Source organism: Acetobacter fabarum (assembly GCF_011516925.1).
Classification (GTDB): Bacteria; Pseudomonadota; Alphaproteobacteria; order Acetobacterales; family Acetobacteraceae; genus Acetobacter; species Acetobacter fabarum.
On sequence record NZ_WOTG01000015.1, the window covers coordinates 1 to 18,058 of the forward strand.

Annotated in this window: 19 protein-coding genes; 11 read left to right on the plus strand and 8 right to left on the minus strand. The window is 55.6% G+C overall.

Annotated elements, in window-relative coordinates:
* The first annotated feature begins 468 nt into the window (after nt 1–468).
* The 4 genes from repC (at nt 469) to GOB83_RS12430 (ending at nt 3,945) form a co-directional block, all read left to right on the plus strand.
* On the plus strand, nt 469–1,797 hold the full coding sequence (gene repC / locus GOB83_RS15195; protein WP_165926295.1) for a replication initiation protein RepC: 1,329 nt from the start codon (nt 469–471) through the stop codon (nt 1,795–1,797).
* A gap of 44 nt (nt 1,798–1,841) precedes the next feature.
* Nucleotides 1,842–2,621: a hypothetical protein gene (locus tag GOB83_RS12420; RefSeq protein WP_165926296.1), complete on the plus strand. Its 780-nt coding sequence runs from the start codon at nt 1,842–1,844 to the stop codon at nt 2,619–2,621.
* Between the two features lie 25 nt (nt 2,622–2,646).
* Entirely contained in the window at nt 2,647–3,078 is a 432-nt protein-coding gene (locus GOB83_RS14800; protein ID WP_198912010.1) for a hypothetical protein, read from the plus strand.
* A 375-nt stretch (nt 3,079–3,453) separates the two neighbouring features.
* Nucleotides 3,454–3,945, plus strand: a complete 492-nt coding sequence (locus GOB83_RS12430) for a MucR family transcriptional regulator (RefSeq protein WP_198912011.1) — start codon at nt 3,454–3,456, stop codon at nt 3,943–3,945.
* A gap of 4 nt (nt 3,946–3,949) precedes the next feature.
* Here the strand turns inward: GOB83_RS12430 and GOB83_RS12435 are convergent, their stop codons facing one another.
* From GOB83_RS12435 to GOB83_RS12450, 4 genes are read right to left on the minus strand one after another with little or no spacing between them, the layout of a single operon-like run.
* Nucleotides 3,950–7,105, minus strand: a complete 3,156-nt coding sequence (locus tag GOB83_RS12435; protein ID WP_165926297.1) for an error-prone DNA polymerase — start codon at nt 7,103–7,105, stop codon at nt 3,950–3,952.
* Entirely contained in the window at nt 7,098–7,373 is a 276-nt protein-coding gene (locus GOB83_RS12440) for a GNAT family N-acetyltransferase (RefSeq protein WP_165926298.1), read from the minus strand. The genes GOB83_RS12435 and GOB83_RS12440 overlap by 8 nt, the downstream gene beginning before the upstream one ends.
* Nucleotides 7,349–8,779: a DUF6504 family protein gene (locus GOB83_RS12445; RefSeq protein WP_165926299.1), complete on the minus strand. Its 1,431-nt coding sequence runs from the start codon at nt 8,777–8,779 to the stop codon at nt 7,349–7,351. Before GOB83_RS12445 ends, GOB83_RS12440 begins: the two co-directional genes overlap by 25 nt.
* Nucleotides 8,763–9,551 carry an ImuA family protein gene (locus GOB83_RS12450; protein ID WP_165926300.1) on the minus strand — a complete coding sequence of 263 codons (789 nt, stop codon included), beginning with the start codon at nt 9,549–9,551 and terminating at the stop codon, nt 8,763–8,765. Before GOB83_RS12450 ends, GOB83_RS12445 begins: the two co-directional genes overlap by 17 nt.
* A gap of 233 nt (nt 9,552–9,784) precedes the next feature.
* Between GOB83_RS12450 and GOB83_RS12455 the strand changes: the two genes are divergently transcribed.
* Both GOB83_RS12455 and GOB83_RS12460 read left to right on the plus strand, forming a co-directional pair.
* Complete coding sequence (locus tag GOB83_RS12455; RefSeq protein WP_095350041.1) at nt 9,785–10,000, plus strand: antitoxin VbhA family protein; 216 nt, start codon at nt 9,785–9,787, stop codon at nt 9,998–10,000.
* Between the two features lie 6 nt (nt 10,001–10,006).
* Nucleotides 10,007–10,978, plus strand: coding sequence for a Fic family protein (locus tag GOB83_RS12460; protein ID WP_165926301.1), 972 nt, complete (start codon nt 10,007–10,009; stop codon nt 10,976–10,978).
* A 29-nt stretch (nt 10,979–11,007) separates the two neighbouring features.
* On the opposite strand, the gene GOB83_RS12465 is transcribed toward GOB83_RS12460, so the two are convergent.
* The 3 genes from GOB83_RS12465 to GOB83_RS14835 form a co-directional block, all read right to left on the minus strand.
* Nucleotides 11,008–11,634, minus strand: coding sequence for a hypothetical protein (locus GOB83_RS12465; protein ID WP_165926302.1), 627 nt, complete (start codon nt 11,632–11,634; stop codon nt 11,008–11,010).
* A gap of 96 nt (nt 11,635–11,730) precedes the next feature.
* On the minus strand, nt 11,731–12,117 hold the full coding sequence (gene bamE / locus GOB83_RS12470) for an outer membrane protein assembly factor BamE domain-containing protein (RefSeq protein WP_165926303.1): 387 nt from the start codon (nt 12,115–12,117) through the stop codon (nt 11,731–11,733).
* 60 nt (nt 12,118–12,177) lie between these two features.
* Complete coding sequence (locus tag GOB83_RS14835) at nt 12,178–12,465, minus strand: hypothetical protein (protein WP_206752417.1); 288 nt, start codon at nt 12,463–12,465, stop codon at nt 12,178–12,180.
* A gap of 328 nt (nt 12,466–12,793) precedes the next feature.
* Between GOB83_RS14835 and GOB83_RS12475 the strand changes: the two genes are divergently transcribed.
* From GOB83_RS12475 to GOB83_RS12500, 5 genes are all read left to right on the plus strand, one after another.
* The gene (locus GOB83_RS12475) at nt 12,794–13,342 is read left to right on the plus strand and encodes a hypothetical protein (protein ID WP_165926304.1); all 549 of its coding nucleotides are present in this window, start codon (nt 12,794–12,796) and stop codon (nt 13,340–13,342) included.
* Nucleotides 13,343–14,155: 813 nt separating this feature from the next.
* A complete protein-coding gene (locus tag GOB83_RS12485) occupies nt 14,156–14,428 on the plus strand; it encodes an AbrB/MazE/SpoVT family DNA-binding domain-containing protein (RefSeq protein ID WP_165926306.1) in 273 nt (90 codons plus the stop codon).
* On the plus strand, nt 14,425–14,826 hold the full coding sequence (locus GOB83_RS12490; RefSeq protein ID WP_165926307.1) for a type II toxin-antitoxin system VapC family toxin: 402 nt from the start codon (nt 14,425–14,427) through the stop codon (nt 14,824–14,826). The genes GOB83_RS12485 and GOB83_RS12490 overlap by 4 nt, the downstream gene beginning before the upstream one ends.
* Nucleotides 14,827–15,104: 278 nt before the next feature.
* Entirely contained in the window at nt 15,105–15,536 is a 432-nt protein-coding gene (locus tag GOB83_RS12495; RefSeq protein WP_165926308.1) for a hypothetical protein, read from the plus strand.
* Between the two features lie 903 nt (nt 15,537–16,439).
* Nucleotides 16,440–16,889, plus strand: a complete 450-nt coding sequence (locus GOB83_RS12500; protein WP_165926309.1) for a hypothetical protein — start codon at nt 16,440–16,442, stop codon at nt 16,887–16,889.
* Between the two features lie 44 nt (nt 16,890–16,933).
* Here the strand turns inward: GOB83_RS12500 and GOB83_RS12505 are convergent, their stop codons facing one another.
* Entirely contained in the window at nt 16,934–18,058 is a 1,125-nt protein-coding gene (locus tag GOB83_RS12505) for a hypothetical protein (RefSeq protein ID WP_165926310.1), read from the minus strand.

Below are 18,058 nucleotides of genomic sequence, written 5' to 3' on the forward strand. Positions count from 1 at the left end.
GACAGTGGGACAATACCTCTCAACCGTCTCGACCCGCATGGGCAGCGGTGCATCCGAAACGGTCACGGGATGAGAACAAAAGCGGAAAAGTTGCGCAATTTTGGACACAAATTCAGTGAAAAAACAGTGTCTTACACGTGGTTTTTTCACTTTTTGATCTTGTCTGAAAACATGTACACGGGCAGGTTGAGCGGCAGACCGGACACGCGGCTGATTGCGAGTCCGTGCCACCCCATTCGAGGCCCACCAATGACGTAGCCACAAAAAGGAAAACCCTGCCTCTCCCGGTCGGCAAACCGGAAAAGCCAGGGCACCTGTAACGAACCATAAGCTATAGGGGAAAGTAATTGCCCTTTCCCTATAGCCAGCTTCCGCTCGAAACGCAAGCAAATTGCGAACGGGGAAGGTTTGTCCAGATGCCTGTGCCGAGAGGTCTGTCATGACCCATAGCACTGGAACTTTTGAGCTGTGCCCCAGACACACACTGATGACCTCTGCCCGATCCGCAGACGGGGAAAACGCACCCTCACGCCCGCCATGCTCAAGGCGCGTGATGAACTGCTCGGCCTTCCACCGGACTATCCGGATAAATACGCCGTCCTGAATGCGATCAGGGCTTTGCCCCGCTCCTTTCCATTGACGCGCAGCGCACGTGGGCTGCTGGAACGGATGATCGAGAAAACCCGGCCGGAGAGCTGGGAAATGCTCTCAACCCCTTTTATCTACGCCCATAACGCGACACTGATGTCCTGGACGGGGTTGTCGCTTACGGCTTTGAGGCGGGCGGTCAGAGAGCTGGCCGAGGCCGGGATGATCGTGCCCTGTGACGGCCGGAACGGACAGCGAGGACGGCGCTGGCAGGGGCAGGAAGGCATGTCGCAGGTTGGATTCAGTCTGGCGTCCCTGCGCTATCGGTGGCCGGACCTGCAGGCGCAGCTCGAGATTGGCAGACGACAGCGCGCGGAAGTAGCGTTTCTGCGTGAAGCCATTGCCGATCTGAACGAGCAGGTGCGCGTGGCGGCCGAGCTGCGGGGCGATGAGGCAACCGCCCTGGAAGCCGCACGGATCATGCGGCTCCGTCGCGGCACGGACCTGATTGATACGCTGGTCAGCTATCACGACATCATGAAAGCGCTCTGGGCGCGTGTGAAACCTGTGGAAAAGCCTGCGGAAAACCGTGTCGACAGGCCGCCAGTTTCTGTCCGGTGTAACCCTGAAATGGCACCCATGGATGCTCAATCTGGCACCCACTATACAGAAAGAAATAACAAAAAACCTAAAGAGGTTGTTGTAGTAGCGCCCGAGGGGCGCAATCGCATTGAGACAATGCGGCGTGCAGGGCAGGTGTCTCAGCGTGAACCATCCGAGGGGCTGGAAGCATCCATTCTGCGGGGCTTCCCGGGCACCAGCACGTTCTTTCTGACGGTGTGTCCAGCCTTGCGGGATCTGTGTGGCTCAGCCTCGCCCGACCGTGCCCAGCTGACAGACGCCGCTGAACTGCTTTCCGGCCGGATCGGCATTGGCTACCAGTCGTGGAAAACCGGCTGCATCGCTCTGGGGCGGTTTGAAGCTGCTGTGGCGGTCATCGTCATGGCGACACGCAAGGATCAGGGCGAACAGATCCGTCACCCCGATGCGTATTTCCAGGCCCTGGTCGAACGCGGGGTGCGTGGAACACTCCACCTCGACCGCAGTCTTTACGCCCTGAAGGACACGCTGGCACAGGATATGTCGCAAATCCCAGAACGTGCGACAGGCCGGGTGAAAACAGCGTCACAACGGGTGCGGATACAATGAGGGAAGGAGCCGGATGGTTCGGCTCAACAGAAAGGATTTACCTCATGGTTCGCAAACCCGCAGGCACATATATGGCACCTGATGGTCGAAATACCCGGGCGTTGAACGTGCGGTTATGGGGGCGCAGGACAATGCCGGCTCTTGGTCTGCTGGCCTGCTTTGTCAGTTCGACGGTTTGCGCGGAAAATATCCACTCTTATCAGCGCATCGCTCATGCGACAGACACCAGCAATATCCGGTCTACAGACGGTCATATTTCAGAACAGTCCCTGAACGGCAAAGACGTGATCACCATGACGGCCCAGGGGATGCAGCTTCTGGGTCTAACAAATAAAGAGGTGGATGGAGCATCCATAGTGCTTCCCCGCACTGAGGTTTTAGAGTTCCATGGTTATATGAAAATAGACGGCGAGAAATTAGTTTTTCTCCATAAAGGCGAAAACATTACCTACCTTTCCAAAGCAATTCACACGAAAGACAAGAAAACGGGTCTGACCCATATTGACCTCGTGCCCGGCACGATCGAGACAGGTATCCTTGGCATCAGCACTGCTACACGCCTTCCCAATGACGGCGTGAAAATTGATGTCATGGTATCGGACATCAAATTGGTAGATATGCCAGACTGCAATGACGCACAATGTCCAACAACGGTCAGTCGTGAATCACGCCGTACGGTAATATTGTCTCCCGATCATGCAGAAACAGTTGATCTTCAACTTGGTGACAACACCGACCTGTCGATCAGGCTCATCTTTTCCCGGCAGCAACTCCCAGCGCAGGTAAAGCAGATAGTTTCTGGTCCGTCCGGTCACCGGGCGTGAGATAAGTTTGCCGCTCTCCCCCTCAATGACATCAAGCACATTCGTTGACAACACAGACGCAATCCATGCGGCCGTAGACAGCGATCTTTATTGGTTTCCAGAAATGTTGGCTTTGGCCAGACGTGCAGATGATCTGGCTACTCGACTGGAGGAATGGGCGTCAACATCTCAAAGGGCAACGAGCGACCTGGATGTGGCTGGTCTGCCAGAAGGTATACCGGACACTGTGATCGCACTAACCAACTGCCCGGAAAACAGGGACATCGCAACTGTCCTCAACGACCCGAGCACCTCTTACTGGCTTAAGCGCGCCCTTTGGAGCTCCATGAACTGCGATCCAGTCGATCTCGCAAACGACTGCGAGCATCTTTCTGCCCTACTGGGAAAGTGGGCAGACCGCATGCTGTCTGCTGCCATTGAAGAATTTGGCGGCGACCCTGACCATGAAAGTCTCTGACATGCCAAACCATCACCTCAATCCCTTTGCTGTTTGGCCTTGAACCGATGGACATTTTTTACAACCCGTATGAGCTGATACAGTTCCAGATTGCACTCGTGATCGCGGGTCTGGTGTCGTGCTGTGTCCTCGGTTTTCTTGTGTCCAACAGAAGAATCTGGCTAGGACTCACACTACTGTCATGGGCGTGTCTTGCGCTTTTCTATGCGGCGCAAGCACCGTCTGGTACACCATTCCTCCAGTAGTGGTGACTGGCGGCAGTATTTTCCCGAGACGACCCTGACAGGGTGCCTTTCAAAAACCATGGAATCCTGCCACAGACCCTGCCTTCTGCTTACGCGCTTCGCGCCAGATGTTCAGGGAATATTTCGACTTATGTCCATTACCGACCGACCAACACCTGACGATCTCAAACGGATGACAGCCACCATCGTTAAGGGCTTTCTTGCCGGGAACCCGATGGATTTGAAAAAACTCCCCGCGCTGATCAAGCTTGTTTATAGGTCGCTGGAAGAAGCACACATCCCGGTGGAGGAACCAGAACCGGAAATTCCGGCCGTGCCAATCGAAGAATCCGTTTTCCATAATTATATTGTCTGTCTTGAAGATGGTCGGCACATGAAGCTTCTGAAGAGCCATCTCAGGCGGATATACAATATGACACCCGACGAATACCGGGAAAAATGGGGACTGCCACCGGATTATCCTATGGTCCCCAAAGCCTATTCTGAGAAATGCGCGGCTAATGAGTACAAACGGAAGCACGGACGCAAAATGCCTGTCCGGCGCAAGAAGGACCCGAATCAGGCTCCTATGCTGAAAGGTGTACTACCCAAATCCAACCGAAAACGTAAACGTCCCGACTGAGGTTTTAGCGAAAATCCCGTGAACTGATCGCAATATCGCGCCCACTTCCGTTGCTAAGGCGGGAGAGCATTGGCTGGAGATCCTCGACAAAGCGCACGACCAGATGGGTCACATCACCTTCGCGCTGGAGGCGCGCGTAAGCCGCGATGAAGCCCGATCCAACAATAATGGCCCGTTGCGCTGTCACGCGATCTTTCCACAAAACCAGATTGGCCGTGCCGGTTTCATCTTCAATCGTCATGAACATGACCCCGTTCGCGGTAGAGGGCCGCTGGCGCATCAGCACCAGACCAGCCACCCGCACGTAAGCACCATCACGGACCTGCGCCAGATCCGCAATGGGGATAATCTCCTGACGGGCGAGGGTGTCGCGCAGGAAGCTGAGCGGATGGGCACGCAGGCTCAGTCCTGTCGTATGGTAATCTTCCACCACGGCGTTGCCTGCCGAGACTTCGGGTAATTGCGGGTCAGGCTCCCAGATTTCGGGGGTCGGTGCATTCCGCCCCCGGTCGGCCGCTTCAAAAAGAGGTAGCGGGGCTGCGCCAAAACCCTTGAGCGTCCACAAGGCCTGTCGCCTGTCGGCCCCCAGTGCGCGAAAGGCATCCGCTTCGGCGAGCTTTTCCAGCAAAGATAGCGGTACATCCGAGCGGCGCCAGACATCGTCCAGACTGTCATACCCCGCCCCGCGGGCGAGGGTCAGCCGAGCTATGGCGTCACACGATAGGCCCGACACCAGTCGGAAACCCAGACGCACAGCCTGCCGCGTTCCATTGCGTCCTGTTTCCAACGTGCAGTCCCAGCGTGAGGCATTGATGCAGACCGGCCGGACTTCCACCCCGTGCTCGCGCGCGTCGCGTACAATCTGGGCCGGGGCATAAAACCCCATGGGCTGGCTGTTGAGCAGGGCAGCACAGAACACATCGGGATAATGGCATTTCAGCCAGGCCGAGGCGTAGGCAATCAGCGCGAAACTCGCCGCATGGCTTTCGGGGAAACCATACGCTCCGAAGCCTTCCAACTGTGTCCAAATGCGCGCAGCGAAAGCTGGATCATATCCATTGGCAATCATGCCGCCCAGCAAACGGGCCTTCATATGGTGGACACCACCCGTGGAGCGGAATGTCCCCATGGAGCGCCGGAGCTGGTCTGCTTCCCCACCCGTAAAGCCCGCACAATGCACCGCAACCTGCATGGCCTGCTCCTGAAACAGCGGAATGCCGAGTGTCTTGCCCAGAATACGCTGTAGGGCGGGGCTGGGGCAGTCCGGAGCTTCTTCTCCCGCCCGGCGCCGCAGATAGGGATGGACCATGTCGCCAGTAATGGGACCAGGGCGCACGATGGCGACCTGCACAACCAGATCGTAGAAGGTGGCGGGCTTTGTGCGCGGCAGCATGGCCATCTGCGCGCGGCTCTCGATCTGGAACGTCCCCAGCGTGTCCGCCCGGGCAATCATCTGGTAGGTCGCGCGGTCCTCGGGCGGGATTGCCGTCATGTCGAGCGTGCGGTGGTAGCCTGACTGGATGAGGTCAAAACAGCGCCGCAGACAGCCGAGCATGCCAAGGCCCAGCACATCGACCTTCATCATCCGCATCCGGTCGATGTCATCCTTGTCCCAGACCAGGGTCTGGCGTTCCGCCATGGCGGCGGGGCGCACGGGCACCAGTTCGTCGAGCCGGTCAGCGGTCAGCACGAACCCGCCGGGATGGGTGCCATACTGGCGCGGAAAGCCCACCAGTAGACGGGCAAGTTGCAGGACCATGCCAAGTCGCCTGTCGCCAGCAGACAGGCCGATCTGTGCCAGCCGTTCGGCAAGCAGGGCCTCGTCGTGCAGGACACTGGCCAGATGTTTCGACATCTGGCCCAGAAGGTCCTCTGGCAGACCGAATGCCCTGCCGACTTCCCGCAGCGCCCCTTTAGGCTGGAAACGCATCAGAGTGGCGCACAGGGCCGCATGGGAGCGACCATAGCGCCGATAGATCCACTGGATGACTTCCTCGCGCCGGTCGGCTTCGAAATCCACATCGATGTCAGGTGGCTCCTGCCGCTCTTCGGAGACAAAGCGTTCGAACAGGAGGCCTGAGCGGACGGGATCAATGGCCGTGATCCCCAGCACGTAACACACGGCAGAATTGGCGGCCGAACCGCGGCCCTGGCATAAGATGCCGCGGGAGCGGGCATAGGCGACAATGGTATTTACCGTCAGGAAATACGGCGCATAGCCAAGACGTTCGATCAGGGCCAGTTCGTGATCGAGCTGCTGACGGACATCGAGAGGTGTGCCGGTTGGATAGCGATAAGGCACGCCGGCCCTGACGAGGCGGGTTAGAACGGCCTGCGGTGTCTCACCGCTTCCGTCAGTCTCATCAGGATACTGGTAGCGCAGATCCTCCAGCGAGAAACGACAAGCGGCGGCAATCTCCTGACTGCGCACCAGAGCGTCCTCATAGCCGGGGAACAGGGCACGGATCTCGCTCGGGCCGCGCAGGTGGCGGGAGAGATGCCGGGTGCGTTCCGCTCCCAGTGTTTCGAGAGTGCGGTGGCAACGAATAGCTGTCATCACATCATGAAGGGTCTGGCGGGACGGGGCATGCCACAGCACATCTCCCGTGACGACGGGGAGCACGCCATTTTGGACACAGAGCCGCGCAATCCACGCCAATCGTTCGCTCTCATGCCCCTCGAAACGGCGTGTAAGTGCTACATAGGCCGGGCCGTCTTCTTTCTGTCGGGCCAGTTCTGCCAGCCGTTCCATGTCACCCGGCAGGCGCTGGTTATCCGTGGCGAGCAGAATCAGAATCAGATTACGAGCTTCGCGCGTCAGATCCTGCCAGCGGAGCTGGAACGCATCATGCGGGCCACGGCGCGCACCCAGCGTCAACAGCCGACACAGCGAAGCCCAACCCTCCCGATCCCGTGGATAGGCGAGTAGGCTCACGCCCTCTTCCAGCTCCAGCCGTGTCCCCGGAATGAGGCGGATACCGTGCTCAGTCGCCGCGTCATGGGCACGCACCAGCCCGGCCACCGAATTGTAATCGGTGATACCCAGTGTCGTGTAGCCCAGCGCTCTGGCCTGCTGCATCAGTTCACCGGGATGGCTGGCCCCGCGCAGGAACGAGAAACAGGTCGCCACCTGCAACTCGACATAGCCTGCCTCACTCACAGCGGGCCTCGGTCGGGTGCGGATGGGCTGAAGCTGTGTGGCTGCCTGTATCCTGCGCACGGCACAGGATGAAGCCACAGCGTTCGAGATGGGCGACCAACCGCTCAGCAACCAGCCGGGCCATCAGCTCGTCCGCATCATGCACCCGGCGGCGGCCATCATGACATAGCGCGTGCATGAGGGCATCGGCGATGTCGTCTGTACGGGCCGGACGCAGGCCGGGAAGGTCTGGCGGGCGCTGCATCAGAAAAGCCCATGCAGGAACCATACGGCCCGCCCTTTAGCCGGACCCGTGCCATCATGAGCGACGAACAACCAGAAGCGTTCGCCCTCTGCCGTCTCGGCTACCCAGTAATCGCGCGCGCAAGCACTCTGGGGGTCATGCCACCAGTCGCTCCACACCCGCTCTGGGCCGATCAACCCGCGAATGGTGTGCGTGGCACGCCTCCAGCGGAAGGCTTTGGGCGCACCGTCAGGCCAGAGCTCCGTAACGGTAAGGGGAGCGGGGGTCGGCAGCAATCGGGCAGGTCGTGGCCCATGAGGACCGACTGAGAAGTGTTCCGCCATACCCTGCACGCGCTCACACCCCTTATAAGCCTGTTCGCATTCAGGAAACTGGCTGGCTCCATCGTGCAGGCGCGAGAGGCTTTGAATCCCGACCCGTCCCCCAAGACGCTCAAGGAGGGCAGGCAGGCCTGCGGGATCGGTGGCGGGTGTCAGCCAGTCCCGGTTGGTCGGGGCGTCCAGTGGGGCTGTTTCTGTCGCACTGAGGGTAAAGGCTTCAATCCCGAAGCCCGGTTCGATGGTTTCGATCCGCTCGGCCAGAAGCCGGTTCAGCCGGACAGGATCGGCGCTGGCGTTCGACAGTCCAATCTGAAGGCTCTGGAGTGTGCCATCGACCCGCATGCACTGCACCTGCAGTTGGCGTGCGCCGTGCCCCCGCCGGCTCAGGGTGCCTGCCAATTCCGCCACGAGGTTTTCCAGAGCGCGGGCAATGGCTGGGGCCGTGCTGATTGGTTCAACCAGTGTGCCGGAAGCACGGAAAGCCTGTGGTGCTGTCCTGAAGGAAAGGGGTTCAGGTAGGCGTCCCATCGCCTGATCAAGCCGGTCGGGTAGGGCCTGCCCAAAGCGGCGTGCCAGAGGCGCGCGAGGCATATCCAGCAGCTGGCCGACACGCACCAGGCCCAGACGGCGCAGGGTCGCCAGTGTCTCAGGTTCAAGTCGCAGGCTGGCCAGAGGTAGTTCGCGCAGGACACTCTCCTGCCCCCTCGGGGGAATGAGAGTGATGGACCGGTGGCTGCTGCGGGCGACAGCCGCCGCCATGGCCGCTGTATCTGCGATCGCGATCCGGGCCGAATAACCGGCCTTTGCAAGACGGGTCAGCAGGTGTTCAGCCATCTGGTCCTCACCTCCAAAAAGATGATCACAGCCAGTGGTCTCCACCCACACGCCATCGGCGCCATCGGTGGCTGTGAGGGGCGACAGCCACTGGCACCACAGTGTGAGCGCCTTCAGTGCGGCCTGATCGGTCGCAGGTTCGGCCTGCGCCACGTGCAGCTCTGGGTGCATGGCCCTGGCCTGTGCCAATGGCATCCCGTGGCAGATCCCCAGTCGTAGGGCTATGGGATCGGCTGCTGTCACCAGAAGCCGGCCACGCTCAGGCGCGTAGAGCACCAGTCCGCTGCGTGAAGGGGATGGCTGCTGTTTCTGGTGTCGCTCGATCGGCCAGAGGGGCAGCCACAGGGAGAGAATACGTCGGGTCATGGCGTGTCGGGGTAATGATCCAGGTGCCGCCAGGTCCACCGCGATGACGCAGCAGTTCGACAGCCCAGCGCTCTGCGCCGGCAACCGGAGAAAGAGAGGGGAGATCGGTGCGTAGTGTTGAGGGGCTGCCCCCGATCCGCCAGCGGGTCATGCTGGCGCTGGCTGGCGGGTCATTCTGAGCCCCTGCCGTGCGACAGAGCAGGAAGCCACTGACATGGCTTCGACTGGCAGCCAGCACGAGGCGGCGGGACTGGGTGAGCGTAAGCGGTGTACGGATATCCGCGACCAGGGCACAGACCCCGCGTTCGTTCAGCACGTCCTCGCACAAAGCTTCCAGACCACCCTTGCGGGTGGTGACGCAGAGCAGGCGACCGGGATTAAGGCCGGACTGACGGATGCCCGGTGCGGACAGGTCAGGGTAATCCTCACTGGCCCAGATCACCGGCCCAGTGGTGCGGGCCAGCACATGAGCGACGAAGGCTGCTGAGCGGGAAGAGAAAGCACTATCGCGTCCGGCGCTGAACACTTCATGCACGCAGCCTTGTGCAAGGCCGCCGTCCAGATGCGTGTCGATGGCTGTAAACCCGGTTGGTAGCCGGTCGGCCAACGTGGGCTGGGGGGCTTCCATCCGGCGGATTTTCTCGCGCAGAAGATCCAGCGTATCAGTCTTGTTCTGGTGCATGGGGTCGCTCCTTTACCCCTAATGGCTACAACAGAACAAAAAAGGAACGCAAGGAAATTCCGGTCCGCGCGAGGCCCGATGTCGCTATCCGTCTGATCTGCCGGGGAAACTGATACAGCATGCCCTGAGTGACTCGATGCGGGTGCTTTAGGTGTCTGCACGGGCAGCAATATCGGTGACAGAGTGAGGCAGATGTGGTAAATTGCGTTCTGTAATCAGGGGAACTCTCGATCATGACGCTCACTCATGAAGACATCATGCGCCGGCAGCAGGACGTTCAGGATGCTCTGGCCAGCGCTGCACGAGAAGGACAACCAGCTTCTCCGAAAACTGAGGCTGATATGGAAGCGTATGCGCGGGGTGAAATAACCACAGACGAAGTTCGCCGTCGCATTCTGGCAAGGTTGCACGCTGACCCGCGCTATAAAAAAGCCACCAAAGCAGCGTAGCCATAGGTGGCTGATCTCTACCTTCAGTCCGATGGAGCGACGTTAACCAACAAGCTTGGTATCGTTGGCAACCCACAACTCCTTGCTGAAGTCGAAGCCGATTATGCTATTTCTCGTGAAGCTGAAATTCGCCGAACTGGTTATCCCGACAAGCAGGGCGTTGAGCTTCTCAAGGCCATTCATCGGCATCTTTATCAGGATGTGTATGAGTGGGCGGGCGAATTCAGGCAGGTCAATCTCTCGAAACAGGCATTTGCCCAGAGTGACGACGCCACGACCTTCTCGCCTCCCTCACGGCTGGCGCTGGAACTGGGGCAGCTTTTCGAACGGCTTGCCGCTCAGGACAATCTGAAAAATCTTCCCCCAGCTCTCTTTGTCGAGCGGCTGACGCCGCATTTCGTAACCCTGAATCATATTCATCCCTTCCGGGAAGGGAATGGCCGTACACAGACACTCTTCTGGCGCAAAATTGCACGGGATGCCGGGCATGATCTGTCCTTTTCGATGATTTCACGTGAACGCATGATTGCGGTGTCGATCGCAGACGAACTGGGTAACACCGCATCGGTAGTCCACATGCTTTCTGACGCCATTGAACCAGTAAGACGCACTGCCTTGCAAAGGGCCATCACGTTTTTGGAGAACGCCCGTAAAAAGGGAAGTCCGGTTGACTGGCAGGAGCGGTTCATCGCAACAACAGCACCCGGGCAGGCTTACGAAGGTCAGCTGATCGGGAAAAGTGGACAGGAGTTTCTGTTCGCGTCTAGTGATGGCCTATACGTTGGCTGGACCAGAGACCTTCCCCAGCATGGCAAGGATCTTGCACCGGGGCGATTTATTGCCTTTGAAGCGTCCTGGTCCCCACCAGGTGCCCTGCCCGATCACGGTCGGTCGGCCACAATAGATCAGCGGCACGAGCACTTGTCAGCTCAGGCGCAACGGCCGTCCCGTAGCGGGCTTACGCCAGAACCCGATTAACAGTCCTGTCTGACACCCTTATGACTGTCTCACCGATCGGCCGACTTCCATGCATCGAGAGAAACGATCTTGCGCGCGACCAAATCCTGACGGGCATGTCCCGTGTCGTTGCTGGCAAGAGCGGCCGGACGTGCAGGGTTGGCTTTACGGTAGGCATCGAACACCTTGCCAAAAGCCTCCCATGCGCCTGTTATCCAGTGCCCCCCATGCCAGACTTGGTATAAAACCCTGCCCGCCGCTTCCCGTCTGGCACGGAAAGCTGGATCATTCAGTCTTTGCTCCACGGTTGTATTTTGCGTGATCTGCTCAATCTGAAACCGCTCATCCTCTGCCTGTGCCAGCAGGTGCAGAAAAGTATCGACCGCTTCCTGCAGGGAAAGCCGCGCCTGTTCCTGGAGTTCGTCTAAATCTGCGAATATCGAAAAATCGAACCCTTTTGCTTCGGTTCGGACAGTACGGGTAGCTTCCCGCCTGACAGTCTCGGCTTTGCGGGAAAAACGTAGTCCAGCGCCATGGAGTGTTACGGCGACAGTCTCGGTGTCCGGGGTGAGCTGAAGGACTGTTTCAACCGTCCGCTCCGCCAGTTTTTCACGACCGAGGCGGCGGACTGGAGTAGACAGACCCGCACCGACCTGAACAGGATTATCTACGCTCATTTCACAGTTCCGACTGCAATCACCTTCAACTCGCAGTTATATTTCGACAGTGGGAACCAGCCTGATGTCATCAGGCTGGATTTTATAGTCCTGAAATCAGCTACCGAGGCCGCCGTGCGATTTCACTGCGGAATTCGACAGGGAATGATGCCAGACCTTATTCCCATTAAAGATTATGGAAAGCTGTTTCTCAGTTCCGTGGGAGCCAGAGGAGAACATGCCATAGTAAGGGATGAAATTTGTCCCGTCCTCTTTAGATTTGGTGAACGCATATTTCCAAACTTCATGACCACTATCGGTAAAGCTGGTATCCATTGGGTCACCAAATAGAGCACGAACCTGATCTTTGGTTGTAACGCCATCCTGAATTTTCTGGTCGACTGTCGCGCCAGTTTCGTTCTTGATGGATTCATTCCCGCTTGAAGCACAGGCTGACAGAGCCAGAAGAGCAGTCAGGCATCCAGCCAGGGTAGTATTTTTCATAAACTTACCTTCAATGCATAATTTCTAATTAAAGATTCCGCAGGCAGAACCACCGCAATTTTATAGCACATATATGGATTTTCTGTGAATAATAAGCTTACTTTTGATAATGTTTTTCGGCCATTTCTGCCCGTCAGTAGCCATATCTCGATACATTAGTCCGGTACGCTTGGTAATTTCGTAATCATACATTTTCTTCTCGCTTGGCATGACGTTACGCCTTCGGCGCCAAGCATCGAATTCATCGTAATGCCCATTTTGAACGAAGGAAACATATGGAGGGGATGAAAGGTTTTCATCAGATCGTTTGAGCATTTTAACGATTGCGTCATGATAGTAGTCATCCAAAATTTCCTTTTGGGGCGCTTTCCGTTTGTTGAGACGTTTAAGCTACTTGATCATGAGACTTTAAAGGTCAGATCAAAAGATAAATATACATCGGGTATAACGATGTCTTCCAATCTGGGGTTAGAATGTTACTTATGAAACGGCCTCACTTGTTATATCGGTGTCGTCATTATTGGAGCCAATTCCAACAGGCCAAACATCTTGCAGATATTTACGGCATGAACCACATCAAGATAGATTGATGATTTTATACAGGTCGCAGTAGATTATGGGGTGACCCGGCAAGCCATCTATCGGAGAGCTAGGAATATGCGAAAGAATAGCGCCAATGACTGACAAACATACAACGACCAATACTGTCACAAATAAGTGGAAATCAGCTTCAGTGCGCAGATTAATTTATTCTTTTTTTTACCCCCGGTCAAAATATTGTAAAAGCTGGTTCATCAAAAGTTACCTAATGGGCCTAATAGTTTTTATTATTTTTTACTTTAAATTGAATCTGGGCGCGCCAATTATAGAAGAATTATTGAACAAATTTCCTATTCCCTTGGTAACCCACACCTTTTCACATAATTTTTTTCTATACCTTTTTTTCGCTTATTTTATTGATCCGCTACCTATTTGGTTGTTAGGAAAACGGAATGTTTTTGGGAACTGGATTGGAAAAAGAGTAGTTGAAATTGGAGGAATTAGTACGATCTATAGCATTGGAGAAATTGGATTATACATAAACCATATTAGCGATAAGAATAATTCTTTAACAGGAATATTAATTATTTTAATTTCCGCATTTATTTTAATCTTATTTGGTGACAAACTGATTATCAATACTTATTCTTGCAAGAATAACCTTACGAATGACGTGACGGGGTAGAGCCATGACTGACAACCAGACGATAATTAAGCCTGCTCTATAAATTGGTTCGAATTTAACCAGACATTCCCACTAAAGGCACTCAGAAGAAGGTGGTAGCCGTGCATGCTCCGCATCGTGTCGAATGGCTAAAATCAGATCAGCGGCGGATCGAGGCGTCAGTATGGAAAAAATGGTTCGGTCTTATCCCCGTTCTGCGCGACGAGTTCATTTCACATATGGATGACGACCCGTTAATGTACAATGAGACAACCAGTTGTGGTCTGCTCGCCTCTTCGGCAAGTCGTGCGGGCTTATTGGCGCTAAACGAGTATATCACCACTAAACGTGGGCCGGGCCGGGGACGGCCTCATAGGTGGGGGCGCTGTGATCTTTGGGTTTACGATCCCAACACGAAACGATCATGGAGCTTTGAAATGAAGCAAAAATTTTGCATCAGCACCCACAGACAAGATTATTTCCACAGGCTGCTTGACGAGGCGTATTCCGATGCAAACTGTGTTCATCCTCAGGAGGCAGACAACCGATACGGGGGGATCATTATCTCGGGACCGGAAGGCTCACGACTGTCACGAGAGAACGAGGTCAACATCGTTCAAACAGCAGCGGACACCACTTTTTCTTGTCGGATTGAGGGGGGTAAAGCTCCAGTGTGGATGCTCTTGCGGGAAGTTACCGTGAAGTGAATAATTGTACAAGAAAAGAAAAAACATCACAAATATCTGACAACGATACGACCATGAGGGCGATTAATTTTCGTTGAATGTAAGGTAAATATGCCTTACATTGGTGGCGTTGCAATAGGAGGTGCCCGTGGCGTCAGCTTCATTAACTGTTACCGCAAAAGGTCAAGTAACCCTCAAGAGAGAGCTGCTTGACCACCTCGGTATTCGGCCTGGCGATCGCGTCGCCTTTGAGAAGATGCCTGGCGGTGAGGTCAGAGTTCGCGCTGCCCGGACCGTTGGTAGCATCGACAAATTTTTGCATGCTTTGGACGGCAAGATGACTGCGAAGACGCCGCTGACGATCGAGGAGATGAACGAGATCACGGCGGCCGGTTGGGCAGGAAAACTGGCCGAGCAATGAAAATTATCGCCGACACGAATGTTCTCGCGCGCGCCGTCCTCCAAGACGACGCCGCACAGTGCCAGGCGGCCAGAAAGGCTCTCACCGACGCATCTTTGATCGCGGTCTCCTTGCCTTCCCTGTGTGAACTGGTGTGGATACTCCGGCAGGGAGCCAAGCTGCCAAAAGAAGACGTGGCCGCGACAATCCGTGCGCTCCTTGAGACCAGCAATGTGGTCATGAACCGCCCGGCGGTCGAAGCCGGCCTCGCGTTTTTCGAAGCCGGCGGCGACTTTGCCGATGGCATCATCGCACACGAAGGCGCCTGGCTGGGCGGAGAAACGTTCGTTTCCTTCGACAAAAAGGCAGTCTCACTGCTGAAAAAACGGGGCGAAAAGACGCGGCTGCTTCACAGCTAACCGACAGAGCGAATTTTAACATGAACGCTGACATCAAAACGACCGCCTAAAGAAGCTCTGCGGCCAATTTTAGACGAAGCATGCCACTATAGAAAGAGGACCAGACGGCTCTTGCAAGACGAGTTTTGGCCTCCCGAAATGCAGGTCGAAGCGGACACAGCGATCAGTGCGGCCCACGCTATCAGCAGCGGCACCCAAAAGGAGATAGAGCATGACTGACGAGCTATCATGAAGCCGAGAAAATAGTGTGTATAAATAGTACGAATGGGTAATGAAAAATGACACAAGATGAGTTCGAATCCGCTCTTCGCACAGAATCTGAAAAAGATCCTGAAACCTTGGTTATCTATTTTCACGATGGTAGCCATTGGGAATACCCTATAAAACGGAAACGCCTTCCGCTTTCAGGGTTTCAAATGTCGATAGACGGTTTGCAACTTCCTGGGGAGGTAGAAATTCGCACCTTCTCAAGCATTACAGCTGTTGTAGGCTATAATGATGCAGCAATGACACGAGAGGGTGAGGTGACATTTGATGTTGATAATGCCGCGGAATCAAAATCATACAAAGACCTAATAAAATTTCTTAAAATTCACTGTCCATCCGGATGGGTAAACCTCAGGATCAAACAAATCACTACCTTTCAGAAACAATTTACAATGAGGGGTAATCTCAAAATTCTTGTCAAAGCCGCAGTTTATTGGCCATGAGTCCATAGACATAATTGAACTAGAGCGCCTCAACTTTAATCTGGTTCATATCCTGCGACTGTAAAGAAACTGGCCCATTGGCTGGGAGTGAAAGACGGGCGTTTATTGGATTTATGGCAAAAATCCCGAACCAATTCATGCTGGATCAAATTTCCTCACGATAGGAGTAACTACAAATTCCTAACAATCACACGACCGAGGTTTGATTACCGCTCCCCTTTTGTGGAGAAAACCACGACAATCAACATTGTGTTGTGTGCACTTTTCGGGTCAACGGGGGTACTTCCTGCTTATATCTGAAACAGTACCCCTCTTTCAGAGGAAGGCTGGATAATGACGTGCAGCCGACCGGGAAAGGCAGTCTAACAATGGGGACCTGGCTCGCGGGCGTGGTGCTCGACATCACCTTGTTCGCGCTCGCGTCACATTTTAGCGCGCTGAACTCGTTTATTGCGACGTGGACGCCGCGGAATCATCAAAGCGGCCACACACAGTTTGAATGGAGCTAACGATGACTGATAAGCAAACGACCAAATTAGCTGTTATTATCTTTCCCACCAGCCCGTTAGTACGTAGTTTACAGACATGGAATCATATATTCTCATTGTGCGCTCGCGGCTCGATCCATCTGGGAGAGTAGTCACAAAGCTTCTGATAAACCTTAACGAAACCCAAAAATATGGTGCCGACGGGGAAGTTGAGGAAGCTCACTTACGCATCTGCTACCGCGTTATCGAAGCGGCCTTATCGGGAGGAAGAAAACAGACATACGAATTCCCGGCATGCTACGTCCGAAGTTGCGGAGAGGGTGGCAGGATATGCCTTACAGGATCCAGCCCTTTCCAGGGAGCTGTCTTTCTGGAGCCGGACAGCCTCCAAGGGAATAGAGTCGGATCGTTCATTATGAATAAAATTGTTGAATGGGCGACCCATTGGCCAGATGCCGAAATCAATCAGATCAAACTTTTTGCCCATCAGGGACGCGGCGAGAATAAATTGCGCCGCAACCGATTTTACGAGCAGTTCGGAATCAGGTTCGATTACAAGGACAATACTCACGCCGAAGGTATTGCTCGGCCGATGCAAGCCCGCTCCCTGACACCATGGACCCAATTGCCGAACAACCTCTGCGTCATGAGGCTGGACGAGTTCTTGGATGAGCAGGAAGAATGTTTGGCGAAGACACAGCTCGATCAAAGAGCGCACCAAAGACAAATTGAAAATTTATATTCAGAGATAACTCATGCGTTTGACCATCCTGTCTGGTTTGCTACGAAGACCATTTGGGCAAAGCATAATCATTTGATAGTAGGAGCTTTTATAATTGGTGGGCTAATCTGGCACTTGTGGTGAATACTCGGACTTCTCCATAAGCTGCTGCAATCATTGCATGATGCCTACCCGGTTGAGGAAGACTCACGCCGCGCATCAACGCTGATCTTTGACGCCTTCCCAGTGCTCAGGATGAGACCATCTGCAAATGCTATCGCCGTTTCTAACGCCGTGTAGTCAGGCTTCCATCGCGGCATCGGCGGAAACATCTTCTCTGGTACAGCAACACTCTGACCATCAGGATCAGCCTCCTCTCCCAAACGAGGCCGCCCCCGCTTACGCCCCGGAACGGGTTTTTTCGGTTGCCTGACGGCTTCCCGGAGAGGCACGAGATCCTTCAGGGCAAAGAGACGCCGCGCGGAGCGGTGCGTGACATCGATGACCAGTCCACGCTCCACAAACCGCTCCAGCAGGACACAGGCGGCCTGCACGGATACGGACAGCCGGGCGGCCAGGGTCGTAGCTGAAATCACCGGATGGGCGGCAATGATGTCTATGGCCAGGGCTGCTTTGGAATTGCGCCGCTGATTGCCGGCCTGCGCACGCGCATCGCGCCAGGCCCGTTCCAGCGTGTGGACCATATCCCTGATCCCGGCCGCTTCCTGCTCCAATGCCCTCAGCCATGCCCGGAGCCAGCGCCGCTCATCCCAGGACGTGCCGGAACGAAATGCCGCTGCTCCGGTTACAGGATACAGGCCGCTAAAAACTCCTTCCTTCTGCCACAGACGCACCAGAGCTCCACGGAAGGGGGCACGGGCATCACCGGCCTCGATCCACTCCCGAAAGGCCAGAGCGCTGCCCCACAGAACGCCCATGCGGCTTATAGGCCCTGCGGCGACAGCGAGCGCCTGAGTGATCCGCTCTTCTTGCGAAGTCGTCGCCCTGGCAAGCCACTGATACTGCTCGAAGGCATAGCGCAGGGCATCAACTTCGCTACCACGCTCATAGGCGTCATGACCGCGGATACGCGGTCGCAGCCCTTCAAGGCTCGCGGCCAGCTGCCAGGGGTCGATCAGGAAACCATCCATGGCCGCGCACTGTCGGGCCGCTTCCAGCCGCACCCGAAACAGCACAGCCTCGCGCAGAGGATGGCGCCTCAGCTGTTGGTCCAGGGCACCAAAAGCCAAAGCCGTGCGGGTCAGTGCGGGCACGACGTCTTCTGGACGGGCTGCAAGACGTTCCCCACGCAT

What these genes read in the sequence shown, in the direction of transcription:
- GOB83_RS12475 (WP_165926304.1), top strand. Translation starts at nt 12,794, where the DNA reads ATGACTGACAAACATACAACGACCAATACTGTCACAAATAAGTGGAAA.
- bamE (WP_165926303.1), bottom strand. Translation starts at nt 12,117, where the DNA reads ATGAAAAATACTACCCTGGCTGGATGCCTGACTGCTCTTCTGGCTCTG.
- GOB83_RS12495 (WP_165926308.1), top strand. Translation starts at nt 15,105, where the DNA reads ATGACACAAGATGAGTTCGAATCCGCTCTTCGCACAGAATCTGAAAAA.
- GOB83_RS12490 (WP_165926307.1), top strand. Translation starts at nt 14,425, where the DNA reads ATGAAAATTATCGCCGACACGAATGTTCTCGCGCGCGCCGTCCTCCAA.
- GOB83_RS14800 (WP_198912010.1), top strand. Translation starts at nt 2,647, where the DNA reads ATGACATCAAGCACATTCGTTGACAACACAGACGCAATCCATGCGGCC.
- GOB83_RS12500 (WP_165926309.1), top strand. Translation starts at nt 16,440, where the DNA reads ATGAATAAAATTGTTGAATGGGCGACCCATTGGCCAGATGCCGAAATC.
- GOB83_RS12440 (WP_165926298.1), bottom strand. Translation starts at nt 7,373, where the DNA reads ATGGTTCCTGCATGGGCTTTTCTGATGCAGCGCCCGCCAGACCTTCCC.
- GOB83_RS12450 (WP_165926300.1), bottom strand. Translation starts at nt 9,551, where the DNA reads ATGCACCAGAACAAGACTGATACGCTGGATCTTCTGCGCGAGAAAATC.
- GOB83_RS12465 (WP_165926302.1), bottom strand. Translation starts at nt 11,634, where the DNA reads ATGAGCGTAGATAATCCTGTTCAGGTCGGTGCGGGTCTGTCTACTCCA.
- GOB83_RS12455 (WP_095350041.1), top strand. Translation starts at nt 9,785, where the DNA reads ATGACGCTCACTCATGAAGACATCATGCGCCGGCAGCAGGACGTTCAG.
- GOB83_RS12420 (WP_165926296.1), top strand. Translation starts at nt 1,842, where the DNA reads ATGGTTCGCAAACCCGCAGGCACATATATGGCACCTGATGGTCGAAAT.
- GOB83_RS12505 (WP_165926310.1), bottom strand. Translation starts at nt 18,058, where the DNA reads ATGCGTGGGGAACGTCTTGCAGCCCGTCCAGAAGACGTCGTGCCCGCA.
- GOB83_RS12430 (WP_198912011.1), top strand. Translation starts at nt 3,454, where the DNA reads ATGTCCATTACCGACCGACCAACACCTGACGATCTCAAACGGATGACA.